Source organism: Brumimicrobium oceani (genome assembly GCF_003143775.1).
In the GTDB taxonomy this organism is placed as follows: domain Bacteria; phylum Bacteroidota; class Bacteroidia; order Flavobacteriales_D; family Crocinitomicaceae; genus Brumimicrobium; species Brumimicrobium oceani.
Map to the genome: position 1 here is coordinate 94855 of NZ_QFRJ01000005.1, position 26008 is coordinate 120862.

At 35.6% G+C, this 26008-nt stretch carries 19 protein-coding genes; 4 read left to right on the top strand and 15 right to left on the bottom strand.

The window, feature by feature from the left end; all coding sequences use genetic code 11:
* Nucleotides 1-13 precede the first annotated feature (13 nt).
* Both DIT68_RS08220 and DIT68_RS08225 read left to right on the top strand, forming a co-directional pair.
* The gene (locus DIT68_RS08220; RefSeq protein ID WP_109359319.1) at nt 14-826 is read left to right on the top strand and encodes a hypothetical protein; all 813 of its coding nucleotides are present in this window, start codon (nt 14-16) and stop codon (nt 824-826) included.
* 120 nt (nt 827-946) lie between these two features.
* Nucleotides 947-1402 carry a hypothetical protein gene (locus DIT68_RS08225; protein WP_109359320.1) on the top strand — a complete coding sequence of 152 codons (456 nt, stop codon included), beginning with the start codon at nt 947-949 and terminating at the stop codon, nt 1400-1402.
* Between the two features lie 314 nt (nt 1403-1716).
* Here the strand turns inward: DIT68_RS08225 and DIT68_RS08230 are convergent, their stop codons facing one another.
* From DIT68_RS08230 to DIT68_RS08265, 8 genes are all read right to left on the bottom strand, one after another.
* The gene (locus tag DIT68_RS08230; RefSeq protein WP_109359321.1) at nt 1717-2595 is read right to left on the bottom strand and encodes a CPBP family intramembrane glutamic endopeptidase; all 879 of its coding nucleotides are present in this window, start codon (nt 2593-2595) and stop codon (nt 1717-1719) included.
* Nucleotides 2595-3995, bottom strand: coding sequence for a rod shape-determining protein RodA (gene rodA, locus DIT68_RS08235; RefSeq protein ID WP_109359322.1), 1401 nt, complete (start codon nt 3993-3995; stop codon nt 2595-2597). Before rodA ends, DIT68_RS08230 begins: the two co-directional genes overlap by 1 nt.
* Entirely contained in the window at nt 3988-5862 is a 1875-nt protein-coding gene (locus DIT68_RS08240) for a penicillin-binding transpeptidase domain-containing protein (protein ID WP_109359323.1), read from the bottom strand. Before DIT68_RS08240 ends, rodA begins: the two co-directional genes overlap by 8 nt.
* Complete coding sequence (locus DIT68_RS08245; RefSeq protein WP_109359324.1) at nt 5859-6374, bottom strand: rod shape-determining protein MreD; 516 nt, start codon at nt 6372-6374, stop codon at nt 5859-5861. The genes DIT68_RS08240 and DIT68_RS08245 overlap by 4 nt, the downstream gene beginning before the upstream one ends.
* Nucleotides 6371-7204, bottom strand: coding sequence for a rod shape-determining protein MreC (gene mreC / locus DIT68_RS08250; RefSeq protein WP_109359325.1), 834 nt, complete (start codon nt 7202-7204; stop codon nt 6371-6373). Before mreC ends, DIT68_RS08245 begins: the two co-directional genes overlap by 4 nt.
* A gap of 15 nt (nt 7205-7219) precedes the next feature.
* A complete protein-coding gene (locus DIT68_RS08255) occupies nt 7220-8245 on the bottom strand; it encodes a rod shape-determining protein (RefSeq protein WP_109359326.1) in 1026 nt (341 codons plus the stop codon).
* A gap of 94 nt (nt 8246-8339) precedes the next feature.
* Nucleotides 8340-9866, bottom strand: coding sequence for a bifunctional phosphoribosylaminoimidazolecarboxamide formyltransferase/IMP cyclohydrolase (gene purH / locus DIT68_RS08260; protein WP_109359327.1), 1527 nt, complete (start codon nt 9864-9866; stop codon nt 8340-8342).
* Nucleotides 9867-10287: 421 nt separating this feature from the next.
* Nucleotides 10288-10668 carry a globin domain-containing protein gene (locus DIT68_RS08265; protein WP_109359328.1) on the bottom strand — a complete coding sequence of 127 codons (381 nt, stop codon included), beginning with the start codon at nt 10666-10668 and terminating at the stop codon, nt 10288-10290.
* A gap of 54 nt (nt 10669-10722) precedes the next feature.
* Here DIT68_RS08265 and DIT68_RS08270 point away from each other — a divergent pair, with 54 nt between their 5' ends.
* Nucleotides 10723-11898 carry an OmpA family protein gene (locus tag DIT68_RS08270; RefSeq protein ID WP_109359329.1) on the top strand — a complete coding sequence of 392 codons (1176 nt, stop codon included), beginning with the start codon at nt 10723-10725 and terminating at the stop codon, nt 11896-11898.
* Between the two features lie 311 nt (nt 11899-12209).
* Here DIT68_RS08270 and DIT68_RS16320 read toward each other — a convergent pair whose 3' ends face one another.
* The 5 genes from DIT68_RS16320 to DIT68_RS08290 form a co-directional block, all read right to left on the bottom strand.
* On the bottom strand, nt 12210-12377 hold the full coding sequence (locus tag DIT68_RS16320; protein ID WP_158276141.1) for a hypothetical protein: 168 nt from the start codon (nt 12375-12377) through the stop codon (nt 12210-12212).
* A gap of 209 nt (nt 12378-12586) precedes the next feature.
* Nucleotides 12587-13558, bottom strand: a complete 972-nt coding sequence (locus DIT68_RS08275) for a polyprenyl synthetase family protein (protein WP_109359330.1) — start codon at nt 13556-13558, stop codon at nt 12587-12589.
* A 165-nt stretch (nt 13559-13723) separates the two neighbouring features.
* Entirely contained in the window at nt 13724-15514 is a 1791-nt protein-coding gene (locus DIT68_RS08280; protein ID WP_109359331.1) for a LuxR C-terminal-related transcriptional regulator, read from the bottom strand.
* 45 nt (nt 15515-15559) lie between these two features.
* Nucleotides 15560-18970: a LamG-like jellyroll fold domain-containing protein gene (locus DIT68_RS08285; RefSeq protein ID WP_109359332.1), complete on the bottom strand. Its 3411-nt coding sequence runs from the start codon at nt 18968-18970 to the stop codon at nt 15560-15562.
* A gap of 568 nt (nt 18971-19538) precedes the next feature.
* The gene (locus DIT68_RS08290; RefSeq protein WP_109359333.1) at nt 19539-20009 is read right to left on the bottom strand and encodes an acetyl-CoA carboxylase biotin carboxyl carrier protein subunit; all 471 of its coding nucleotides are present in this window, start codon (nt 20007-20009) and stop codon (nt 19539-19541) included.
* A gap of 182 nt (nt 20010-20191) precedes the next feature.
* On the opposite strand from DIT68_RS08290, the gene DIT68_RS08295 reads away from it, so the two are divergent.
* Nucleotides 20192-22858: a M1 family aminopeptidase gene (locus DIT68_RS08295; protein ID WP_109359334.1), complete on the top strand. Its 2667-nt coding sequence runs from the start codon at nt 20192-20194 to the stop codon at nt 22856-22858.
* A 245-nt stretch (nt 22859-23103) separates the two neighbouring features.
* Here the strand turns inward: DIT68_RS08295 and DIT68_RS08300 are convergent, their stop codons facing one another.
* On the bottom strand, nt 23104-24492 hold the full coding sequence (locus DIT68_RS08300) for a transglutaminase-like domain-containing protein (protein ID WP_109359335.1): 1389 nt from the start codon (nt 24490-24492) through the stop codon (nt 23104-23106).
* A 139-nt stretch (nt 24493-24631) separates the two neighbouring features.
* Complete coding sequence (locus DIT68_RS08305) at nt 24632-25726, bottom strand: S1C family serine protease (RefSeq protein ID WP_109359336.1); 1095 nt, start codon at nt 25724-25726, stop codon at nt 24632-24634.
* Nucleotides 25727-26008: the final 282 nt, after the last annotated feature.

The window sequence follows — 26008 nt, forward strand, 5'->3', positions numbered from 1 at the left end:
TTAAAAATACGCTATGAAAACTTTAATAAAAATACTACTGCTTACTTCTGTCTTTTTACTTGTTTTATTTTCTTGTAAGAAAGATCAATTAGAAATAAAAAAGACCGCAGACCCTTGTGAATGTGCAAGTGAGGTGAGTGCGGATTTTGTTATTGAAGAGCAATTATATAATGTTCCGCATTACGATTGGGTGGAAACGGATACTGCTTTTAATGAAACTGAACTTCAATTCAGGGCGCTTGAAGAGAATGCCGAGTATAAGTGGTACATTGGTATTGAGGAATTTGAAACAAAAACTGCAAGCCGTTATTTTTCTAACCAATGGATAGGAAATAACATTCCAATTACGTTAGTGGTAAAAAAGGAACCCAACAAAACTTGTTTTCCGAATGATGACGGTTATGATTCAATTACAAAAACCTTTTTTGTTTCACAATACCCCATAGAGAACGGTGTAAATCAAGATATTGAGTTTGGAAGCATAGAGGGTGTTTACAGAATTTTTTCAAGTGAATTGAATGACAGTATAGATATTGGTGTGGACATAAATGATAAATGGTCTACAAAATCGGTTGATTTCATCAATTTTGATGGTACAGGAATTGTTTGTGATAGCTTTAGTAGGGATCTCACAGCTGGATCTTTCCGTGAGTTTCATTTTAACTTAAGTCATACAACCACTTCTATTTGTACAGGTTTGTCTGGAATTGTTCGCAATAAAATAAATGGAGAAGCCGAAATGATTATAAACTCTAGTACATTGGATCCACAAGACAATAGTGTTGTCGATTATACTTACAATTATTTCGGAAGAAAATTAAATTAAAGATAATTTTAGGAAAAAATCATTCTAGAATTATCGAAATAATGTGTAACTTGAATTTTATAATCCAATAGTGATCGAATTCGTAATTAAAAGATTCGTCATTCGTAATTATTTTACTCTATGAAAAAACTAACATTATTACTCTTTGCTACAGTATTCTTCTTGGCATCTTGCGACAAAAACAAACGCGCATCCAAACGCCTCATGAAAGCAGGAACTTGGGAAGTCGTAGAACTTTCAGTTGATGGTCAAAATATTTCTCCTTTACCAGTTTGGGAAATTAACGATTGCGATATCTACGAAACTTTATGCACCGCAACGTGGAATCTTGAAGGCAAACAAAGTCAATTTTATTGGCAGTTCAACGAAAAAGCTGAGCTGTTCACAATTTCTAGAATCGTAGCTCCAGAAGATTGTGAAGATTTTTATACCGAAGAAGTAGAGCAACAAACCTATAAGTTCAGCGGAGATTATGAAGTGAAAGAAAGGAAACGTAAATCTATGATTTTTGAGAGTAGTAAAACGCTTGGTTTTGATGGGGAGAGAGTGGTGATTCGAGTGGAGAAAAAGGAATGAAAAATGAAGAATGAAGAATGAAGAATGAAAAATATGGTTTTAATGTGTTTTTTCGCTTTTCAATAGAATTGAAGTAGAGAGAAAGGAATGAAAAATAGGGTTAAAATCTGTTTTTCCGTTTTTCAATGGAATTGAAGTGGAGGAAAAAGGAATGAAAAATTAAAAATTTGACTTTAATGTATTTTTTCGTATTTTAAAGTGTTTCAATGTTGAAATGAAGATTTATTAGATTAACTAAGATTGAATAATTAGGCCTTAGTTTATTTTTCTGATAGTATTTAAGTTGGATTCTAAAAGTGAGTTTTACGAATTTATCATTTTTCCCTTTTCATTTGACTACTATTCTGCCTTCTCAAATGAAAAACAATCAACCCCAAAAGCAACAGCGTAGCTGGAATGGTTGTTTTCAAATCCAATTCATTCATCCACGAGGGGAAGTTGTCGTTGGCTAGCCAATAAACATTCAAGATGTTATTTAAGGCATGCATTATTATTCCTGGAATTATGCTTCCTGAAACGAAATACATCATTGCTAAGACCAATCCGAAGGAAAAAAGGGGGAGGATTTGAATGTAATTGAAGTGAAGTAGCGCAAAAATGACGGCGCTAGAGATGAGGCTTAAGGATAGCTTTTTTGTGTTGACCAACATGTGGTGAAACAAGAATTTACGAAATGCGAACTCTTCTGCTATTCCAGTGATGACGCCAATGATTAATAATGAAGAATAGAAGCTTGCTGAGCCACTTTCACCAACCAAGCCGGCTAATTGTTTATCTGCGATTTCTTTCGCTGCAACCAAAGCTTCATAAGCACCTAAAAACTTGGTGATGTCTAGATTAATTTCGCTGATAAATGGCAAAAGAAAAAATACAGAGATAAAAAGCAAGAAAGACCAAAGTACGGTTACAGCTTTAGGTTTGGCTAAGATATTATCTGCATCTTTTCTTAAATAAGTATAGACAAGTCCCGGTGTCAACAAGAATCCGAGTTGAAACGGCATAAAATTGACGAACATATATTGAATAGGAAATGCTTTGAGTTGTAAATTTAAGTCATCAACAGGCATTTCAGGATAAATGATGGTTATGACTAAAGTAGTAATGATGGAAATCAGAATAAATGCTACTGCTCCAACAACAAAAAGTAGAATGGCTTGAAGAAAAGGAGTAAATGAATCAAATTTTTCTTTCATTAGGCTAAGACTTCTTTACGTTGAGAATCTAATTTCAGGAGAATAAGAATCATGATTAAAAAAGACATCATTGATGAACCACCATAGCTAAAAAATGGCAGAGGAATTCCGATTACGGGAATAATTCCAATGTTCATGCCTACATTTATGCCAAAGTGATAAAAGATAATCATGGCGACGGAATTAGCGTAAACCCGGGCAAATCTGCTCTTTTGTCGTTCTGCGATAACGATAATTCTAATCAGCAATGTTGTGAAAAGAACAACCAGTGTTGCTGATCCAAGAAAACCCCATTCTTCTGAATAAACAGAAAAAATGAAATCGGTTTCACTTTCAGGAACGTGTTTACTTCTAGGACTCGATAAAAGTGCTTCTTGGTAACCAACACCAGAAAATCCTCCTGAACCAACAGCAGCCAAAGCCCTGTTTCTATTGTAATCTTTTCCGTCTTGATCTTGGATTTTCCCTAACCATAAATCAATCCTGTCTTTCTGGTGAGACTGTAAAACATTCAAGTAAGTGTAAGAAATTAGTCCTACAAGTCCCACAGTTACAATGTAAACGATAAGAATCGCTGATCTCATCTTCTTTTTACTTCTTTGGGCAGCAAACCTCTGATTGATGAAGAAGGAAATTCCAAATAGAAGGGTTATTATGAAAAGCAAGAGCATCCATCCGGGTAAATCATATCCTGGTAAAAATGAAAATGTATGCTTGGATTCTGTAAAATAGAGTGTAATTATACTGAGGAAAATCACGATGAATAAAACAGGAATAAAGTGAATTCCAACAAAAGTATGTTTGAATCTTAATCCTAAAACACGATTAGAGAAAAATAAAATAATAGGATCAAAAGTAATTCCTTCTCGATACATTACAAAGAAAAATGCGGTAAAGACTAAGAATGTTCCTGTATCATTTTGGATTAAAACCAAGAGCATAGTTGCAATAACTAAGGTTAAAGCCATTGTTAAAGATTGTTTTGAAATCAATTTTCCTCTGTTCTGAGAAATGATATAGGCCAACATCAATGCGGTGGTCAACTTGGAAAATTCGGAGGGTTGCACACCAAAGGGACCAACACCAAGCCAAGACCGCGCTCCGTTGATGGGCTCAGTAAACAAAACTAGAATTAAAAGAATAATTACAGCTATAAAGGCCAAGGGCGTTAATTTTCGGATATATTCCGCATCAATCAAAGAGATTACAATTCCCATAAAAAGACCTATGCCAATCCACATAAGCTGTTTACCGTACATTGTTTTTAGGTCAAACAAAAATGGTCTATCCGGATTAAAGGCAGCAGAATAAATATTGACCATTCCCATCAACAATAGAAGAGATACAATAATAATTGTAAACCAATCCCACCCAACCGTCTTTTCTCTGTAATTATTCATTGATGTTAGTAAAGTGCTTTTCTAGAATTCTTTTTTCTTTTAAAGTATCAGCAATTTCTCCTGTAAGGTATTTCTCCATCATTAAACTTGCAATTGGAGCAGCCCAAGTTCCACCAAAACCAGCATTTTCAACAAATACAGCAATGGCAATTTTCGGATTGTCAAAAGGCGCAAAAGCCATAAAAACAGAGTGATCTTCCCCATGTGGATTTTGTGCTGTTCCTGTTTTTCCCGAAACTACAATGTCTTTTATTCTGGCTCTTCTGGCAGTACCGTGGGGCTCATTTACTGCGGCGCGCATTCCTTCTTTCACAGAGGCAAAATGTTTAGCGTCTATCATGGTTTGCTTTTTAACCAGAAATTTGTCTTGTGGACCTTCTGTACCAATGCTTTTGACTAAATGTGGTTCATAATAAAATCCATCGTTGGCCACAATTGCTGCTAAATTTGCCATTTGTAAAGGAGTCATTTTAACCTCTCCCTGACCAATACTGTTCGAGCGAATGGTAGAAAAGGCCCAGCGAAATTCACCATACCAATGATTATAAAAAGCAACATTAGGAATTACTCCACTTCGCAAGCCATAAATATCCGTTTCAGGTTTGATTCCAAAGCCAAAGCTGTGCATGTACTTTTCCCAAAGCGCCAGTCCTTCCGCTGCATCTTTAAAATTGCTTGTGTGTTTTCCTTGCTGAATGATCTTCTTTACTTCGTAGTAGAAATAAGGGTTGCAAGAGAATTGAATGGCTTTTGCAACGCTATTTGCAGGAGGGTGATTGTGACAACCCACCCAGGATTGTGTACATGGAAAAGAGGCATCTTCTGTTATTACGCCTTCTTGCAATCCAATTAATGCATTTACCACTTTAAAAATTGAACCTGGAGGATATTCTGCAGCCAGAGGTCTTGGGTAAAAGGGTTTTAAAGTATCCTTGTATAATTTTCTATAGTTGGTTCTGATGTTTCGCGTTCCCACCATTAAATTAGGGTTGTAACTTGGAGCACTTACCATTGCTAAAATTTCTCCCGTTGAAGGTTCAATGGCAACAACAGAGCCTAGCTTGTTTTTCATGAGTTCTTCTCCATACGCTTGAAGAATAATGTCAATTCCCAAATGCAGTGGAGGACCTTGTTGCGCGTTGGTATCTAGTTTTCCTCCGGCAAAATTATCTACTAATTTTCCTCTGGAAGAAGTAAGAATCACTTTTGTTCCTTTTTTTCCGCGTAATTCATATTCGTAGTATTTCTCTAGTCCAGAGCGACCAATAAAATCTCCCACATTGTAGAATCTTCTATCTGCATTTAATTCTGGTCCACTGATTTCATTGAGATAACCGTAAATATTTGCGCCATACGGATAGGGATAATCGCGCATACTCATGGGTTCTTCATAGAAACCTTGGAAATCAGATAAGTCCATGGCGATTTCAGAAATTTCATCCGCCGAAAGTTCTTTTAAAAACGCATGGGGCAAATAGCTTCTGTAGTCATTAACAACGGTGTCGTTTCCTGTTTTTTTACTTCTGGTTTTTCTATCTAGTTCTTTTCTAATTTCAGCAAATCTCATGTGAACAGAATCCACTGAAAAACCAATCAGATTGGCAAAAGCCAAAGTATCCAAACTGTCGATATCATCTTCTACAAACATGAGGTTGTAGTAGGTTTTGTTGGCCACTATTTTCTCGCCATTTCTGTCATAAAGAATTCCTCTTGGTGGCTTTATCGTGATTTTCTTTTTAGACACTTCTCCAGCACGTTCAATCCATTTATCATCGATTACTTGCATGTAAAAGAGCCTAGCGGTGAAAACAACGCCAACAAAAACGAAAAGGAGGATAAAAACGAGTCGCCTATTTTCTAAATTCATACATTTTTAGACTTTTTAAAGAAAAGCACCTGGATGAGTATAAATATAGTTAAAGTTATAATGGAACTGAGTAGTGTGCTGCTAAGAATTTCCTTCCAAGCCGACCATTTGAAATATTCCAATCCAAAAAACCAAAGGTGGTGGAGTAGAATGGTAATTCCAGAAACTTTCAAGAACCATGGGTAACCCCAGTCTTTGGCGATAGGTTCTTTAAGAATGTCGTAACCATCTCGCGGTGCAAATTGGCGGAAAACAGCAGGTCTGATAAAGGCGATAAACACAGCAGCACTGGCATGCAGGCCAAAGGTGTTCATAAAGAAATCTACTCCTATTCCGGCAATAAATGCCAGAATCATGAGTACTACTGGACGCGTATCGAAAGGGAGCATGATGATAAACAGAGGGTAAATCATGGGATGAATGCCGTAGCCAAAGGACAATTGTCCAAAGATTAATCCTTGTGCAAGCACGAAAATCAATAAACGAAGTATGTTTTTTACGAGATAATTCATTGCAATTGCTGGATGTTTTTTTCTAGGGCTTCTAGCTCCAATTTATGGATGTTTTTGATGACATAAACATACCTTAATTTTCTCATGTCTTGGTTAAGCCTTACGATTATATCCCATCTAGGCTGTCCTTCAACAGGCTCTACCTTTTCAACCACTCCAATGGGTTCTCCTGGAGGGAAATAGCCTCCGCTTCCACGTGCCGAAACTTTCGAGCCAATTTCTACTTCTATGTCGTTGGAGAATCCTGTGAGTTGTACTCTCCGCGGATTTGTGCCTTCGTATTTAATTAAGCCATGGGCATTTGATTGATTAATGTAAGCACTAATGTTGATGTCTTTGGTTAAAACAGATTTTACAATGGCAAAGTTTTTAGAAACATCATAAACGATTCCTACGATTCCATTGGAGGAAACAACACCCATTTTTCTTTCAATTCCTTTATCACTTCCGGCATTAATGGTGAAGTAATTATTGGCATGTGAATGTGATGAATTGATTACCGTTGCTGGGATTCGTTCAAAACTTAATCTTCTTAAGGTATCGTTAATTATTGCAGTATTGGTGTCAATCGAAAAATAATTATCGGCTATTTTTCTTTCCAAACGTACATTTTCTGCCTGTAGCTTTTCATTGGCCTCATCGAGATACAGGTATTTTGCCAAATCTCTTTCCAATGACAAGAGAGTTCCTGTAACTGCGGTAGATGAATTAAAGAACTTCGTTCTCGGAAAACTCATTACCGAAAAGTAGGAACTTAGCGCGGCAATTTGCAAAATAAGGAAGACAAGAAAAACCCTGAATCTTCGGAAGAATGCTATAAACTTTAGCATGAAATTGTATTGCTTTTAATCTCTTATCAAGAATTGGAAACGGTTTATATTTTTTAATGCGATGCTCGTACCTCTTGCTACAGCTCTTAGTGGATCTTCTGCAATGTGAACAGGAAGCTTTGTTTTTAAAGACATACGTTTATCTAATCCACGCAGCATTGAACCACCACCCGCTAAATAAATTCCAGTTTTGTAAATATCTGCAGATAATTCTGGAGGTGTCATTTCTAGAGCACTCAAAATTGCTTCTTCGATTTTAGAGATTGATTTATCTAAAGCGTGTGCAATTTCAACATAACTCACAATGATTTCTTTTGGAATACCCGTCATTAAATCTCGTCCACGAACAGCGAAGTCTTCTGGAGGAGTATCCAATTCTGGTAATGCAGAACCTACTTCAATTTTAATTTGTTCAGCAGTGCGCTCTCCAACCAAAATATTGTGTTGACGACGCATGTATTCTTCAATATCTTTTGTGAAATCGTTACCTGCAACACGAATAGATTTATCACTCACAATTCCTCCAAGGGCGATTACAGCAATTTCAGAAGTACCTCCTCCTATGTCAATAATCATGTTTCCCATTGGTTCTTCCACATCAATTCCAATTCCTATTGCTGCGGCCATAGGTTCGTGAATTAAGTACACTTCTTTTGCTCCGGCGTGTTCTGCAGAATCTCGAACGGCTCTTTTTTCCACTTCTGTAATTCCTGAAGGAATACAAATAACCATTCTTAATGAGGCATTAAAGAGACTTTTACGCTTCTTAATCATTTTGATCATTCCGCGAATCATTTGCTCAGCACATTGGAAGTCGGCAATAACACCATCTTGAAGAGGACGAATAGTTTCAATGAGCTTATGGGTTTTCCCATGCATTTGTTGCGCTTTTTTACCAATGGCAACAATCTTACCGGTTTGAATGTCTCTTGCAACAATTGATGGTTCGTCCACAACAACTTTATCATCCATAATGATAAGCGTGTTGGCCGTTCCTAAATCTATTGCAATGTCTTGTGTTAAAAAGCTAAATAATCCCATATTCTTGTTGCCGAGCTAAAAGTGTCTTTATTCGTGTAGTAAATTCACTCCCAAAATTAAGGAAATTAATGTACTATTTTTTAATTTTTTTGTTTTAATGTTTAAAGTGGCGATTTCCTGTGAAAACCATTGCCATTCCATGTTCGTCACAATAGTTAATTGACAATTCATCTTTGATTGAACCTCCTGGTTGAATAACGGTGTTGATTCCTTCTTTATTCGCAATTTCCACGCAATCTGGGAAAGGGAAGAATGCATCAGAAGCCATTACCGCTCCGTTTAAATCAAAGTTAAATGATTTTGCTTTATGAATGGCTTGATTTAAAGCATCAACTCTTGAGGTTTGTCCTGTTCCACTTGCCAATAATTGACCGTCTTTGGCCAGAACAATTGTATTTGATTTTGTGTGTTTCACCAGTTTATTGGCAAAAGCTAAATCCTTATTTTGCTGCTCAGTTGTGCTTGCTTTTGTTACCGTTTCAAAATCTTCAATTTTATCGGTGATTAGATCTCTGTCTTGCTCTAAAACTCCGTTTAAAATAGTTCTGAATTGTTTTTTTGGAAGATCAAATGCTTTGATGACCAAGATAACTCTATTTTTCTTAGATTTTAAAATTTCAATGGCTTCTTCATCAAAAGCAGGTGCAATAACTACTTCACAGAATAAATCGTTGATTAAAGTTGCTGTTTTAACATCAATTTTTGAGTTAGACATTAGGATTCCTCCAAAAGCAGAAACTGGATCTCCGGCTAAGGCCGCTTTATAAGCCTCTTCAATCGTAGGGCGAGTAGCTAAGCCACAAGCATTATTGTGTTTTAAAATAGCAAATGTTGGATCTTCATTTTTGAAGTCTTCCATTAAGTTAACTGCGGCATCAACATCCAATAAATTATTGTAAGAAAGTGCTTTTCCGTGTAGTTTGTCGAAAATACTATCTAAACCACCATAGAAAATTCCTTTTTGGTGTGGGTTTTCTCCATATCTCAAAACTTCTGCTGTGGTAATACTTTGTTTGAAAACCGCTTCGTCATCGGTATTGAAATAGTTGAAAATGTGTGTGTCGTAATGTGAACTTACGTTGAATGCGTCTTTTGCATAAGCTTTTCTTTGCTCAATAGTGATTTCTCCTTTTTGATCTGTAAGAATGCTTAGGAAATCTGCGTATTGCTCTGTTGAAGAAACCAACATTACGTCCTTGTAATTTTTTGCAGCTGCACGAATCAAGGAAATTCCTCCGATATCAATTTTCTCTATAATTTCTTCGTGAGTTCCTCCTGCGGCTACGGTTTCTTCGAATGGGTAAAGGTCTACCATTACTAAATCAAAAGATGGAATATCAAATTCTTTTAATTGTTCTTGATCTTTTTCGTTGTCTTTTCTATTCAAGATTCCACCAAAAACTTTAGGGTGAAGTGTTTTTACTCGACCACCCAAAATTGACGGATAAGAAGTTAAATCTTCAACACGTTTAACCGCTATTCCAAGATCCTCAATAAATGACTGTGTTCCTCCTGTGCTGTAAATCGTAACGCCTTGATTTGAAAGTTCTTTTACGATTGGTCCAAGACCCTCTTTATTGAAAACAGAGATGATTGCACTCTTGATTTTTGTATTGCTCATAACCCATTTGATATTAAGCGGACAAAAATAAGTAGTTTAACTGAATTAAGGCTCTTTTTATAAGCAATTTGCAGAATGTTTTTGGGCTTTTGGTCGTATGCTGTAAAAAGCTAATCAAGCATAATGCCTATCCGATACTTTACCAGTAAATATATCTAACCCAGCCATAATGTGATTCAGCGGTAAACTAACAAGATCCTTCACAAATTTCTTTGTTCAACCAGTTGAAAAAAGAAATCCGCTTCAGGATGACATTAAGCTAGGGTCATATTTCAAGTGAGAGGGGAAAATCTTAATTTTCAACTCTGGAAGGATCTAGCTTAGTTAAAGAGAGTACTTTTTATTGCAGTATATTAAATAGCTGGTAAAGTTCCCGATAAGCATTAAAGCAAATCAAGTCTGCTGCCTAAAGCCAAAAAAATCAACTATTCACCATGTGTTGTGCTAACTGTGGGAATTTATTATATAATTCTGTAGCATTTTCTTCTGAAAGTGACAATGTAGAAATCGCTCCCTTCATACAAGAAAGCCAGGCAATCATTGCGTTTTGGTCAATTTTGTGAGGTAAGTGACGCATTCTCATTCTTGGTGGACCATATTTTTCAATATAGCGCAGCGGACCACCCAAAAACTGGGTTAAGAAGCGAAATTGTTTATCTTTAATTTCATCAATGCTGTCCTCGTCAAATAATGGAATTAAAACAGGGTGTTGATAAACCCTTTCGTAAAAAGCATCGACAAGATCTTTAATGTTATGCTCTCCTAATCTTTCGTATAGTGTATTGTCAAATTCTTGTGTCATGACCCCAAATTTAGTTATTTTAGCGCATGAAAACACAGTCATCAATGCTAATAAATGGTTTATAAATTCATAATTTTCTTTTTTTTATTGCCATCACTGCTTCTTAGTCAAGAGAAAATCAAGCAGGATTCTGAATCAGGAATGAACAGTAATATTGGAGACTGTATTGGTGCAATTACAATTGAGCCAAATGTTTCTTCGAATGTTCAATTAACAGGTGCTGGAGGTGAAGTTGATGATTTTAAATTCTTCCCTAACGTTTTAGAAGGTGCCGAAATCAACAGCTTGTGGTTTAATTGTGAAACAAAATTACCAGGTTTCTTATCCATTACACTTGAAAAAGCTGATTTTTCATTCAATTATGTCGCTTTTTTGATTGATCAAGGTGAAAAATGTGGAGCTATTCTGAATGGTTCTATTCCTCCAATTCAAAATGGTATAGTGACAAAGAAAAATATGCTAACTTTCCTCTTGGATTCTGTTGAGATTCAGTCAAATCAGCGTTTGATTCTTTGCATCAATTCACAATCTACTGCACTATCAGACTTCACGCTTATTTCCTCCTTTGGAAATCAAATTACAGATAAAGATATTGAGGAGATGAAGAAAACCTACGACTTTAGAACGGATATTTCTGACAAAGCCTTCGAAATTAAATTGAGAGATGCACAATCTAAATTGCCATTGGTCGCTAAGGTAATTGTTTCTGGAACTAAAAAGAATAATGCGCTTTATATGGCTTCTGACTTTGTTGTTCCCAATGTTGATAATCTGAGGATGAACCTGAAAATTGATGCAACAGGATATTTCTTCGAAGATAGGGAGGTACATTTGAGAAGCCTCAAAGGCGATGAATTAGTTATTTTTATGGAGCCCATTCAAACCAATCAATCGATTGAATTGGAAGGTTTGGAATTTGTCTCCCAATCTGATGTTCTGCTGCCGTCTGCCTACGTGAAACTAAAAAGATTGAAGGATTTCATGGCCAATAATTCTGGTGTCGAAATTGAGGTTCAAGGACATGTGCATAGATTTGGTAAGAATACCTGGAGGGCAAGAAGACTTTCCAAAAGAAGGGCCAATAAAGTGAAGGAATACCTTGTGGATACGGGAATTAAGAAATCTAGAATCTCCGCTGTTGGTTTGGGAAATACTCAAATGAAACATCCTGATGCAAAATCTGATGTGGAGATTCAGGCGAATAGGAGGGTGGAGATACGGATTAGGTAATTACGAATTGTCAATTACGAATTTTTGCAGTTCCCTCTGATGCCTGAGAGCCCATTTTTTGATTAACGCAGAACCTTTGCTGGAGAAAAAAATCAAATTATAAAGGGTGAAGTAATCATAGCGACGACTTTGTTGACAAAGCATTCTATGTTGCCTTCGACAATCAAGCTTCCTTAAGAAATCACTCTCCGAATTCACTGCCTTCGACAAGCTCAGTCAACGTGATTATACTTCGGTGACTGAGTTTGTCTAAGGTGCGGAATAACAGTGGTTCATAAAGACGAAATAATGTACATAAATATTCTTAACCTCTAAAAAGTTCTGTGTTCCATTTCATCGATGTAATGGATTGATTTCTCAATTTTTTCAATTACTACGAGGTATTTTTTCTTTAACTTTTCTTCGGTTACCTTTTCGAACTCTTGATTTAAGAGTTCTAAACTGCTTTTCAAAGCATCGATTGTTGGATTTAAATTCATAATTTCTGGTTTATATGTTTTTATCGGTAAGCAATAAATGCTTACTCCGCAGTAGTCTATTTAACAAATAAAGTTTCTATTCTTGTGCGGTCACCTCTTTCTTAAGCTTTCAATATAACACTGAAATTAATCAAAAAGTTCACAGAGCTTTTGGGACAAGGAAAAATGTGCTTGTTTTTTGCGTTAAGGCTCTCTTCTGAATTGAAGCACTATTTCTCCCTACTCGTTGTATATTCAACCAACATAATCATCGATTGTTTGCTTGGTGAATCAGGAATGGGATCAAGTAATTGTAGAGCTTCGTCTTTTATTTTAATCATGTAATCGTAGGCATAATCAATTCCACCATTGTCAATCACCAGTTGAATTGCTCTTCGTACTTTTTTGGGATTTTCGTTGTGGCGTTTTACAATATTAATTAACTCCTTTCTGGTTTTTTTATCCACCTTGTTTAAAGTGTATATTAAAGGAAGGGTCATTTTTTGTTCTCTGATATCGTTTCCAGTTGGTTTTCCAATTTTTCCTGGAGTTCCATAATCAAAAATATCGTCTTTAATTTGAAAAGCCAGTCCAACTTTCTCCCCGAAAAGACGCATTCTTTCAGCTTCGTCTTCTCGTTCAACTGAAACTGCTCCCGCTTCGCAACAGGTTGCAATTAAAGAAGCTGTTTTTTGTCTGATGACCTCAAAATAGGTGTCTTCATCGATGTCTAAACGACGTGATTTTTCGATTTGAAGCAATTCTCCTTCACTCATTTCACGAACGGCCCTGGCAACGATTTCTAATGAACGGTATTTTTTGTGTTCTATGCTCATCAGTAATACCTTGGAAAGTAAAAAATCACCGACTAAAACAGCGATTTTATTTTTCCATAAGGCATTGATCGAGAAAAATCCTCTTCTTTCGTTGGCATCATCCACCACATCATCATGAACCAATGTTGCGGTGTGTAAAAGTTCGATTAATGAAGCAGAATTGTAAGTGTCCTTGCTGACTTCTCCCAGCATTTTAGCGGAAAGGAAGACAAACATTGGGCGCATTTGTTTTCCTTTTCGTTTGATGATATAATGCGTGATTTTATCTAAAAGTGGAACTTTAGAATTCATGCTGTTCCTGAAATGCTCTTCAAACTTCTCGAGTTCTTCCGCAACTGGACTTTTAATATCACTGACTTTTATCATCGGTTACAAATATAAAAAATAAAGCATGACTTAGCTTAAAATGCCTTTCTATAAGCAACAAATGAAAGAAGGATAAAGTTGTGAAGTAGGAGTTGAATTTCTTAATACATGAACAAAACCAAAGGCTTAAGGATATATTTTGTGTCATCCGGAAGACAAAATATTTTAAGCTATCGATTTCAAAAACTCCACTAAATTAACTTCTGCGGGCAAATCTAATTTTTTACGAATTCGGTAGCGCGACATTCGAATGGCTTTGTAGCTCACGTTTCTCATTGTGGCGATTTCCTTATTGGATAATCCTAAGCGTATTAATCCGCAAACATTTTTGTCCAATTCTGTGAGTTCAGGATGCATTTTTCCCAATTGATCTAAGAATTTGTAATTTACTTCTTCAACATTTTCTTGAAATTCCTTTAATTGTTCGTCTACCAACATATTATTATTGGTGTAATGGATTAAAGTTCGAACTTCTTTTTTGATTTCATCTAAGTCAGATTTATTTTTTAGAATTTCATTTAATTTTGATTTCACATCCGTTAAAACTTCTTGTTTTCGAGAAATATCTATGGCGAAATCAGTGAGGTCTTTGTTCTTATATTTCAGTTCTAATTTGGTTTTTTCTTTCTCTAATTTTTCAATTTCAAATTGATTTTCAGCCAATTCCTTTTTAACTCTCATCAATGAAATTCTTTTTCTGCTGTAGAGAAGAATAAGAACAGCCAAAGTGACAAATGAAATCAATCCGATGATTAATCTGTAGAAAAAGTGTTTGTTTTTCTCTTGAAGGACTTCGTTTTCCTGGTTTTTGAGCTTAATTTGTTGGTTTTGATTTTCCAGTTGTACATTTAGAATGTTTTCCAATAAACTTTTCTCAATGCTAAATCTTCGTTCTTCTCGTAGTGCATCATTAATTGTTTTTAGGGAATCGTAGGCCTTAAAATATTCCAGTGCTTCATCGTTTCTTTTCTGTTCTAAATTTACTTTAAAAAGCAAGTAGTATATTGGAACTAAATTTTGATTCTTCTTTGCTGACTGATTAATGGTTTCTAGACAATTTTTTAATGTTTTATTGGCCAGTTTATAATTTTTTCTTTCAAAGTAAAACCCCGCCAATTCAGCACTTGCGTTAATGGCCAGTTCAAAATCACCACTTTTTAAGTTGTAGTTAATGTCTTCGTTTAGGAATTGTATTCCTTTTTCAACTTTATCAATTTCATTCAAATAAATTGCACCTAAATTTCCTTTCAATAAAGCCATTTGAGCTGCATGTTTCTTTCTCAATAAGCTGTCATTTGCTAGCATTTCGATTCCAGTTAGGTAATAGCTTTCTGCTTTTGGAAGATCAGCAATTTGGGAATAGAAAAAACCTAAATTATTGTAGGAACTAAGTATATAGAATGAAGAGTTTGCTTTTTCTGCGGCTGCAAGTCCTTTGAAATAAGATTTTTCAGCAGCGTTGAAGTTGTTGTTTCGTAAATGGTTTTTTGCAATAGTAGAATATTCTGAGGAAGTTGCCTCATTATAATTTCCTTCTTCAAGGAACTTTAAGTTTGCGTTTAAAAGTTCATTTGATTTTTCATATTGTTCGATAAATGTATAAATCTTTGAAAACGCTCTGCGGATTTGAACACATTGAAATCTTTCTTCATTGCATAATGAATCTATGGCATATTGATACCATTTTATCCGGTCACCAAATTCATCTTGATTTTTGTAGTAATTGCCGATGAAGATAATGCCTTCGGTAAGCAAAGAATCCTGTTTGTTTTTCCGACTTAATCTGGCAAATTCTTCAAAAAGGATTTTCACTTCATTAAACTGCGCATTTTCAGTTTCTTCTTGTAGTTCATACCATTTTTGTTCAACAAAATCGTAATTTTCTTGAGCAGTGCTTTCGGTTAGGACAAATAAAAAGCCCAACAGAAAAATGATATGTAAAGAGATTTTCTTCATTTTTCTATTGGGCTAAAATAATGGATTTCTTAATCCATTGAGGTATTAATTCTTAATAAACTTCTGAACTGTTGTTTTTTCATTCGTATTGAAATGAATAAAGTAAACTGCAGCGTCCCAATTTGAAATAGAAATTGTTGAGTTTTCTTTTAAGTCTTTAATCGTTCCAGTTTTCATAGACTGACCTTGTGCATTAAAAATTGCGTAAGTTCCGTCTTGATTTCCTTTGACCTCTACGTTTATTAAATCGCTTGATGGAATTGGTGAGATGTTAATAGTTGGATCATACATTGTTTGATTTTTCACAGAAAGGTCTTCTGTAACGCTGAATTCATAAATATAGCTTGCTCCAAAATCACCTTCTAGTCTTTTAATTTGACCACCTGTCATTGATTTAAATCGCATTGTTCCTGTTCCTTCATTGTTTGCCCAAAAATCAATTCCATTTCCTCCTGTATCTTCAATCACGAAACGGTAACAACCTATCGTCAAAGCCATGGTATCATTGTAAGTTGTAGCATTGGCTAAGCTTGTTCTTTCCATGATGATGTTTCCATCTGCATCTTCAATTCTGTATTGGTTTTGATTGGCCATATTGTTGGTTTTAATCTCCAAAATAAATCTTGGTGCAACAATATCTGTTGATGTAAATTTAGAAGTGTAAGTGTTGTTTAAAGCATATTCATCTGCCGCTCCATTTACAGAAGTGATTTTTGCTTTAAAGCGATTTCCAGCACCTTGTACAACACCAGTCCAAAGTGCAGAAGTAGAAGGTAAGGTGATTTCTGCTTCCTCCAAAAATGCTAAATTTCCTGTCCAATCAAAAGATTCAACAGTTCCTCCGTTAATTGAATATTCAATCGTTAGTGAAGTAATGTTGCTGCTTCCAGAGTTTTGAACAGTAATTAATGGATCACTGCACATTGGATTTGTTCTTCCAAAAGAAATTTGATCATTTGGTGCTTGAACATTTACAATTCTAGCATCTGTACTAAAGTTCGTTGCTCCGTAAGAAGTTATTTGATGACTTACAATGTATCGTGAATCTCCAGTTGCGCCTAAAACATTGTAATCAACATCAATTTGATCGTTATTGATGAAGTTCGTTACGTCCCATTCTTCAATTTGAGTTGGCATTCCAGGACACCATCCTGCACGGTCATAAATCCAAGTTCCTCCTTGTGGATAAATTGGGTTTTCTCCACAATCCATCCAAACTTGCCATTGGAAATTTTGCTGACCATTATTTACTTGCAATGTGTGCTGACGAGGAATAAACTCACCTTCTTGACCATGACCTGTAATGGCTGACGTGATTTTAGCGACTTGCGTTGCAGGATCTAAATCAACTGTGCGCGGCTCGTAATGTTTGTTGGCATTAATATTTGTGTGATTCACCATGTCTACTCTCCAAATCTGGCGCATATCCAAAACTTCTCTTGTTGGCGTTCCATGAACAAACAAGAATTGAATATCAATATCTTCTTGCCATTGACCTCCTCTTGTCATTTTTAGTCCACGATTTCCTTGAAGGATTGGATAAAAATCTGTTACATCAAAATACCATGCAACACCTTCCATTCCTAAATCTAAATTAACACCATAAGGCGTTACTAAGGAGAGAATTTCCAGCGAACTTGGCGAACGGTAGAAATAGTCAATCACCGAATTGGAGAGTAAAAATGCGTTGGCGTCTATATTATCGCCAATTAACGTCCCATTGATGTCATAAGTCGTATGTGCTTTTGGATAATAATTCAAATAGCTTGTTACGATATCTGAAGAATACGTTCCATTTGTAGGATCCAAAACGTTTTCTGCTACTACGTAGTTTTCTTTCATGATTGAATCCTTTTCTTGTGTATTGGTGATGTTTAAAGTATAATCTGCTTGGTGTAAAGTAATGTCTGGAATAATTGAACTTTTCGAGAAATCAAACTTATGTTCACTCGACGAACGTTTCCCGAAAACTGTGCCTCCTTTGATTTCTCCGTCATTATTATTTGGCGATAAATCGTCGATCATGTTTGTTGTTCCGTCAAAAACATAGTTCAACTGCAGATTCGCATAATCTGGGTGATTTGCATCAACTCTAGAATGCATGAAATTTTGAATGGTTGCCGCTGATAATTCAGCATTCCAAATTCTGATGTCGTCCATCCCTCCGTTAAAGTAGTTATTCCAGTCACCTCTAGAAATTTCAACTTCATTAAAAGCACCTGTGTTTACAACGATATTATTCACGTCGATATTATTTACTAATGCACCATCAACGTAGAATTTTGTTCCTGAAAGACTAATTCCCGACATAGAAATTGCGATATGGTGCCATTCTCCATCATTAACTACGAAATTTCCTGTTACAGAACCATTGTGAACTTCTAGTTTTGGTCTTCCGTCTTGGTTTACCTTAACAGTAAATCTTTTTCCTGGCAATGATTCTCCCCAAGACATTACATCTACTTCTGTTCCCTCTGTTTTAATCCAAGCTTCGATTGTTCTGTCGGCATTTCCTGTAACTCCTAAATAACCAGGAACTGAAATATAGTTTCCAGGGAAGAATTGAACAAATTGATTTTCATTATTTGTTAATGATTGAGCCGCTCCAATATCTGTAGCTGAAAGTGCAATTGGTGTAGAATTGTTATTTGAAGAAGAAACTATTTCAACCAACAAATTGCCACCCGTCCAGTTGAATGGTTGGAAAAATGGAATTTTGTTTTGACCATTGGTCAATGTTAAATCTCCGTGATAAACTTCTGTTCCGTTAATTAAATCGGTATAAGGCGCGTCATTCAAATCAGTAACCGTAATTTCTTTTAATCGGATAGATAAATGATTTAGAGAATTTGTGCTTCCATTGCTGAAAAGACTCAAAGCGTCAATATCTCCAATCGTTAAACCCGCTGTTGTTAATTGTGCCGCTGTTAGCATTACGAAACTTCTACCACCTCTGTTTGTGTGTGAAAGTGTGGAAGAGTTTTGTGTTCCTCCAGTTGTTACAACAGCATTTGTTTCGTTTGCAGTTGCCGTAATTTGAACGTCATAATGTTCGTTTGAATAAACATTGTATGTTGGAGTTGTGCTGTAATTGTCATCACTTGAAGCATAAGGATAAACGATATATTCGTCAATTGTCGCCTTAACTGAATCTAGCCTAGTGGAATCGGTGATGTAAGTATTACAAGAATAATCCCACTCTCCACAACCTTTGTTTGTTTGACCAGGTACTCCCGGAGAAACCAATCCATCTTTACAACGCATGGTGTATTTCATCCAGATACGCTCCACCTCATTTGAGTTGAAGGTTGGAAAAACAATCTGCGTGTCTCTGACTACACTGTTGAAATTTAATGTTTGAACCACTGTGGTGTCACCAGGGTTTTGGCCAAAAGAAAATGGGCTGGTGATGAGTAACGCTAAAACTGTGATTAGCTTTAAAAATCGATTTTTCATAATGCACTAATATTTTTCGCTAAAATAGAGAGAATAATACGAAAATCAATTTAATGTATGTCTACATTAGGACTACAACAGCTGTTTTTTTAGTTTTAAATTAGTTGATAATCAAGCTTGTTGTTTGTTGGGTAAGTCTCAAAATGAAAACTGCACTAAAAATGAGTTGTTGGCTCGAAGTAGAGAATTACGAACTAGAAAAGAAAGACTTAGTTCTCATGTAAGATGCTGATTGATTGCGTTTCCCCCTTCGGAGGGGGACAAGGGGGAGGATTTTTAGTAATGAACAAGAGTGCTGAGTTTTGGAGTGTTTCAAACTGAATATTTTCTGTAAATCTTGAGTTTGCTTTTTATTTATAGCTTATAGCAAGTCCTCCCTCTGTATCTCCCTCCAAAAGGGAGAGGTGAGATTTACCTTCGAACTAAAATTGGTGTTTGATTATTAAAATTATAATGTCAAAATTGATTGCAATAATTCCTTTTACAACATAAACCACACAAAAAAATCGGTGAAAATCCGCGTTGCATGCATCCGTGTCATCCGCGTTCCGTCATCCCACCAATAATCCTACTCAAACTCAATAATCAACTCGCCTTTCTCAACAACGGTTTCTTTTTCTTTAACAATTGCTTTTACTTTTCCTTCTCCTTCGGCTTTGATTACGTTTTCCATTTTCATGGCTTCCAAAGTAAGAAGTGGAGTTCCTTCTGTAATTTCGTCTCCAACTTCGACAGAGAATTTTAAAATACGTCCTGGCATTGGCGATTTCAATTGGTGAAGCTTTCTTACTTTCTTCTTGTCTAATCCCATTTTGTGAATCAACTCATCAATAGGACGTTCTTTTTTGACTTCGAAAGTACGTTGGTTGACTTTAATGGTCATTTTTTGGTCTTCAGTTGCAGCTTCAACAATTTCGCCATGAAATTTCTTACCCATAAAATGAATATTGAAATAAGTGTCATCAATCCATTCTACTGAACTGAATCCTTTTTCCCCTTTTACTTCATTTCCGTCAACAATGTATTTCGCTTCTGCCATTTTCTGATTTTTTAAAAGTCAATCTTCACAAATATAATTTTTCTCCTTGAATGTTCTTTAAAATCTTTCCTTCTAAATCAAAAATTGACCTTTTTAACTTCAAATGAGACCATAGCTCTATCATTTTAAAAGAAATTCAATTTATATTCTCATTTTTGTTCTGTTAAATAAAAATCAATTTTATGAAAAGAATATTCACTGTAGTTGTTTCTCTTGGTTTATTGGCTTCTTGTGGAACAACCAAAGAGAAGAAAACACAAGATAAAGTTTCGGAACAAACCGAATCAAGTACGGAAACTAATGTTGCAAGTGATGCTTCAGATGAAGAGAATTCTAAAATAGAAATCATTGAAAGACCACATTATAATCCATCGGCGACAATTCTAACAGATTTGAAACACACAAAACTAGAAGTAGATTTTATGTGGGAAAAATCTCAAATGAATGGAGTAGCAACGCTAACTTGTTCGCCTTATTTCTATTCAACAGATAGTTTGATTCTCGACGCTAAAGCAATGCAAATTCATTCCGTAAAAATGGAGGGGAAAGATTTGAACTTCAAATATAATGATGCCAATTTCTTGAGAATAAAATTGGATAAAGAATATTCAAGAGATGAAGAATATACTGTTGTGATAGAATATATCGCCAAGCCAGAAGAAAAATTGGAAGGCGGTTCAAGCGCAATTAGCAGCGATAAAGGATTGTATTTTATTAATCCGAAAGGAGAAAATGAAATGCAAATGCCACATATTTGGACACAGGGAGAAACCGAAGCAAGTTCAGTTTGGTTTCCTACAATTGACCGACCAAATCAAAATACAACACAAGAAATTTTCATCACCGTAGAGGATAAATACAAGACTTTATCTAACGGTAAGTTTATATCTGCAACAAAAAATGCAGACGGAACAAGAACAGATTATTGGAAACAAGATTTACCTCATGTTCCTTATTTATTCATGATGGCCGTTGGTGAGTTTGCAGTAGTGAAAGATACCTACACAAAGCCTGACGGAACAGTAATTCCTTTACATTATTATGTTGAGCCAGAATGGGAAGAACATGCACAGGCCATTTTTGGTGAAACGCCTCGCATGATTGAATATTTCTCTGAATTGTTGGGAGTTGACTATAAATGGGATAAATATCACCAAGTGGTGGTAAGAGAATATGTTTCTGGTGCAATGGAAAACACTGGGGCGGTTGTTTTTGGCGATTTTGTTTATCAAACGAAAAGAGAATTAATCGATGACAATAACCATGCAATTATCGCCCATGAATTGTTTCACCATTGGTTTGGAAATTTAGTGACTTGCGAAAGCTGGGCAAACCTTCCATTAAATGAAGCTTTTGCAAACTATTCTCAATACTTGTGGGACGAGGAATTTAGCGGAAGAGACCACGCAGATTATGTTGCAGAAAAAGAGGCCGATGGTTATTTCCAATCTTCAAAACAAATGGGTTATCACGACATGATCTGGTTCGATTATGAAGATAAAGAAGATATGTTTGATGCACATTCTTACAATAAAGGAGGTAGAATTTTACACATGCTGCGCTACTATTTGGGAGACGATGCGTTTTTTGAAGGGTTAAAGAAATATTTAAACGACAATGCTTTTCAGCCTGTAGAAATTCATCATTTGCGTTTGGCTTTTGAAGAAGTGGCTGGAGAGGATTTGAATTGGTTCTTTGAACAGTGGTTCTTGTCTGCTTATCATCCAAAACTAAATATTTCGCAAGAAGTGGCAGAAGGAAAAGTAACAGTTAACATTAATCAAACACAAGATTTAGAAAAAGCACCTTTGTACAAATTGCCGTTAAAAATTGGTGTTTATGCGAATGGTGAAAAAGCTTCTTATGATGTTGTTGTAGATAAAAACATCAACACATTTACTTTCGATTTTGAGGGAGAGTTGGAAAATATTGTAGTTGACGAAGACAGGACATTGCTGGGCGTTTTCACTCACAAAAAACCACGTGAATGGTATGTTCACCAATATTACAATGCTCCACGTTACAAAGACAGAGAAAAAGCCTTGACTTACGGTTCGCGTTTACAAGCCCCTGCAGGAAAACAATTGATTTTGGATGCTTTGGAAGATGATTTTTGGTACATCCGTCAGTTGGCGATTTCAAAATTGAATAAACTAGGAGCAGACAAAAATCAAGAAGTGTTTGAATATTTGAATACAATGGCTACTTCGGATGAAAATTCACAAGTGAGATCTACGGCGATAAGCACGCTGGCTAATGATTTTTTCAAAGCTGAATTTGAAGGGAATACACGAACTATTTTAATTGACGCAATTGAGAAAGACAGTTCTTATTTAGTGGTTTCTGCTGCTTTAAATGGATTAACGAAAGGAACAAAAAATGATGTTGTGAAAGTTTTGAAATTCGCAAAAGACCTTGAAAAAGAACGTTCTTCTGCATTGAAAGCACAATTAATAGGGATTTACAAGAATTTTGGTGATGTTTCCAACATAGAATTTATGTCTGACGCAATTACAAGCGGTGATATTTCTGGTTATGATGCAATAGGCGGAGTATTAAATTATGCCTCTTTTTACCAAAGCCAAGATGTAAAAACAAGAATGGAATATTTCTATGTGTTAGAACGCTTATCTAACAATGGCGGAGCTTATGTGAATGCAGTTCTACCAATGGCGCTGGTAAATTTAGCAAGAGCTGAGGAAGCCATTTTAGAAGATTTAGAAAAACAATCACAGGAATTAGAATCCGCTGGAAAATCTGGTGAGGCCACGGTTATACAGGGGAAAATGGATCAGGAACAGAAATATATGGATAAATTGATGTTGTTGATTGAGAATGTATCGGGATAATTTGAAATTACAAACCGTAATCCATAAAACAAAATTCCCATAACGTAAATCGTAAAACCCATAACGTAAATCGTAATTCCCATAACGTAGAGCCACACGGCCGTGTGGCTCTACGTTATGGGAATTACGTTATGGGAATTACATTGCGGGTTGTCCGTGGTGAATCATCCGATACGGCCCAAACGATGGTCAATTAACGTTTAAATTTTCCGATTTCCGATTTTATGGTTGAAATCCCTATTCATCTATGAATTTAAACGACCTTTTCTTTCAAAAGTAAAGGTCGTTTTTGGTTTCACTATAAATTCATCAATTTCCATAATTGGATACGCCAAAAAGTTGATTGCTCCAGAAGCTGGTCCAGGATTAAATTGTATATCTCTTCCGTTAGAAAGTTCAATTCGGTTAGCACCATGGTGTCCGAAATAATAGGTTGCCAAAGCTGTATATTTGTTGGCTTCGCTAATGTCAACTGGCCACCATTTTCCTTCTGCGTAAAACTCCGCCCAACAATGGTAACCATTAATTCCACCTTCGTCTCTGTCTGATGGAATCGAAGCTCCAATTGCAAAACGAGCCGGAATGTCTACAGATCTTGCCAAAGCGATAAAGTAAGAATGGAACTCGCTGCAATTTCCACTTTGTGCATCACAAGCATAAACTGCGTCTCCCGTCCCGTAAGTTCCTTCTTCGTTTTTAATGTATTTCATGCTGTCAATCACATAATCATACAATGCTCTGGCTTTAATTAATGGATCGTTTTTCGTTTTATTTCCAATAGCAAAAAGTGCGATGTCCTTAAATTGTTTTCCAACTGGAATTAAAGTGTTGGGTTTTAAATATTGCTCTAAATCCTCATCTTTATCCGCTTCGTAAGGACTTTTCTCTAGACGTTTTACGCTGTATGCAATTGAGATGTCCTTGTGACTGTGACTTTCATCTAGTTCTAAATAAAGCACCTTGTTTCCGAATTGATCATCTGTTAAATAGTTTTCTTTAACGGGAATATCTACAGAAAGCATTTCAACTTCTTGAAAGGGATTTGTTTCGGCGATTGGAATCCAAATTTTTCCTTTTCCATCAATTTCTGGAAGCGTGAGGTCATAGTAAAACTCAAATTCATCTTGACCTTCTACAACGCCAAGTAAACCTTCATCAGCATTTTCAATAGGAACAGTTGACCAAGTTTTATCCTCTTTATTTTGTCTCCAAGTATAAAATGGTTTTCCATTCAATTTATGAATATCGGTTCTCACTACATTCATGCTGTCCTCTGTTCCTTCAAGGAAAAAATCAACATCATAAACATCTCCTTTTTCGTCGGCTAAATCGACACAAGCGAAATAACTTCCTGGACCTAAATGCGATAAATATTCTGTATGAACACGTACCAATCGTAAATCTAAATCAAGCGAATCATTTTTAATGTTGAATGTTCCACCCGATTTTTCAGTGGTTTCAAGAATATATTTCTTAATTCCCTCTTCAATTTTCTCAATGGAAACATTTTCTTCATATTGGATTTGTTCCTCAACTTCTTGTTTGGCGTCAGCTTGCTTTTTTTCTTCAGAATTGCAACTGAAAAATAATAAGCTGGTCAATAAAACTGGGAAAATAGAAAGTTTAATATTCATGAATTTGTTGTTTGGTGAAGTAAAAGTTGGTTGAGTATTATAATTAGCGATTTTTATTGATAACCTAATTATTTACCTTCTTTAACGGGGGAATATCTAGTTGAACTTCAGAGGTGCTATGAATCCATTATTGCTAGTTTTACTCCGTTTCGATAATGTAAATAAAATTAGATGACTCTTCAACAATTCTTGAAGGACTCCAATTCTTTACAGTTCCTTTTTCTAAATTGAGTTCAACCTCTTTTATTTGGGAGAGAAAAAAAGCTAAATAATTAACCTTAATGGCATAGTTTACATTATCAGCAAGATCTGATCTTATTTTTGAAGAAATCACACCGATTATTTCTCCTTGACTATTAAAAAGAGGACCTCCACTACTTCCCGGTTGTACTACTGCGGAAAATTGAAGCTGACTTATACTGCCTTTGTAACCGGATAAAGAATTTATCGTTCCAGAAGATGCTTTTATTTCTTCTCCCATAATGTTTTTCAAAGGATAACCCAGTGCTAATACTTCTTGTGCTTTTCTGATACTGTCAACGTTTCCAAATTGATATGGAGGATTAGAGAATTCAATTAGGTTTGAATTTACTTTTAGTAAGGCCAAGTCATTTTGACCATCTGCACTCACTAATTCAGCTTCAAAGGAGGTGTTAAAATCACCTTTTATACCTCTAACAATAATTTTTTTAGCTCCTTCAATTACATGATTATTGGTAATTATGTATCCATCTTTATTGATCAAAAAACCTGTTCCTTGACTCGGTCCTATCTTATTTGCCACAATTGATGCTCTATTTATAGGAGCATCAAGGTTCTCACTATATGTCATTTTGTTGTCCTTGGCTTTTTTCAAATGTTTTTCAATATCTTCTTTTTCAAACTGTTCAAATCGAAAAGCGTTATATAACACATAATATTCTTTATTTGCTTCAACTTCTATGATCAGTTGCTGACTTGAAAATGAGGCAGTAGTATTTGGGGTAGCAGGACAAGATTCTTCAACGGTAATAGCAATTTGTCCTGTGGAATATATTTTATATTCTACATGGGATTTTAAGCTTAAATTGAACTTTCTTTGATTTGGGAATATAATATCCGATGCACAACTGGAACCTAGAAAATTCCCGCTTCTAATTAAATTAATAGTTGAGTAGTTCAAACTTTCAGTGTCTTGAGCAAAAGTGCCAAAACCTATTAGATTAATAATAGTCAACAGAATGATTTTTTTCATATTTGGTTTTGGATGTTATTTATTAATCAGCTGAGCACAGCTTATTTAGTTTCGCTTTTTCTGAAGGTGAAAATATCAAAGATAAAAAAAATAGAGTTGTTTAAAAAAGAAATCGATCTTTTTTATAATGAGCTGATGACTAGGGGGGTATTAAAAATAGTTTGATTCTATAGCGTTCAATTAGTTATAGTACCTCTGCTATCATGTTGGATTCAGACGAGCTGTTCAGTCGGGTCAGTTGGTTAAGTTTTTCTTCTATGTAGTTCGCAATTGATTCAATCC

Excerpts from the sequence above, each read along its gene's own strand:
- DIT68_RS08270 (WP_109359329.1), top strand. The coding sequence starts at position 10,723 with ATGGTTTATAAATTCATAATTTTCTTTTTTTTATTGCCATCACTGCTT.
- mreC (WP_109359325.1), bottom strand. The coding sequence starts at position 7,204 with ATGCTAAAGTTTATAGCATTCTTCCGAAGATTCAGGGTTTTTCTTGTC.
- DIT68_RS08300 (WP_109359335.1), bottom strand. The coding sequence starts at position 24,492 with ATGAATATTAAACTTTCTATTTTCCCAGTTTTATTGACCAGCTTATTA.
- DIT68_RS08255 (WP_109359326.1), bottom strand. The coding sequence starts at position 8,245 with ATGGGATTATTTAGCTTTTTAACACAAGACATTGCAATAGATTTAGGA.
- DIT68_RS08240 (WP_109359323.1), bottom strand. The coding sequence starts at position 5,862 with ATGAATTTAGAAAATAGGCGACTCGTTTTTATCCTCCTTTTCGTTTTT.
- DIT68_RS08225 (WP_109359320.1), top strand. The coding sequence starts at position 947 with ATGAAAAAACTAACATTATTACTCTTTGCTACAGTATTCTTCTTGGCA.
- DIT68_RS08265 (WP_109359328.1), bottom strand. The coding sequence starts at position 10,668 with ATGACACAAGAATTTGACAATACACTATACGAAAGATTAGGAGAGCAT.
- rodA (WP_109359322.1), bottom strand. The coding sequence starts at position 3,995 with ATGAATAATTACAGAGAAAAGACGGTTGGGTGGGATTGGTTTACAATT.
- DIT68_RS08275 (WP_109359330.1), bottom strand. The coding sequence starts at position 13,558 with ATGATAAAAGTCAGTGATATTAAAAGTCCAGTTGCGGAAGAACTCGAG.
- purH (WP_109359327.1), bottom strand. The coding sequence starts at position 9,866 with ATGAGCAATACAAAAATCAAGAGTGCAATCATCTCTGTTTTCAATAAA.
- DIT68_RS08290 (WP_109359333.1), bottom strand. The coding sequence starts at position 20,009 with ATGGCAGAAGCGAAATACATTGTTGACGGAAATGAAGTAAAAGGGGAA.
- DIT68_RS08295 (WP_109359334.1), top strand. The coding sequence starts at position 20,192 with ATGAAAAGAATATTCACTGTAGTTGTTTCTCTTGGTTTATTGGCTTCT.
- DIT68_RS08280 (WP_109359331.1), bottom strand. The coding sequence starts at position 15,514 with ATGAAGAAAATCTCTTTACATATCATTTTTCTGTTGGGCTTTTTATTT.
- DIT68_RS08230 (WP_109359321.1), bottom strand. The coding sequence starts at position 2,595 with ATGAAAGAAAAATTTGATTCATTTACTCCTTTTCTTCAAGCCATTCTA.
- DIT68_RS08220 (WP_109359319.1), top strand. The coding sequence starts at position 14 with ATGAAAACTTTAATAAAAATACTACTGCTTACTTCTGTCTTTTTACTT.
- DIT68_RS08245 (WP_109359324.1), bottom strand. The coding sequence starts at position 6,374 with ATGAATTATCTCGTAAAAAACATACTTCGTTTATTGATTTTCGTGCTT.
- DIT68_RS16320 (WP_158276141.1), bottom strand. The coding sequence starts at position 12,377 with ATGAATTTAAATCCAACAATCGATGCTTTGAAAAGCAGTTTAGAACTC.
- DIT68_RS08285 (WP_109359332.1), bottom strand. The coding sequence starts at position 18,970 with ATGAAAAATCGATTTTTAAAGCTAATCACAGTTTTAGCGTTACTCATC.
- DIT68_RS08305 (WP_109359336.1), bottom strand. The coding sequence starts at position 25,726 with ATGAAAAAAATCATTCTGTTGACTATTATTAATCTAATAGGTTTTGGC.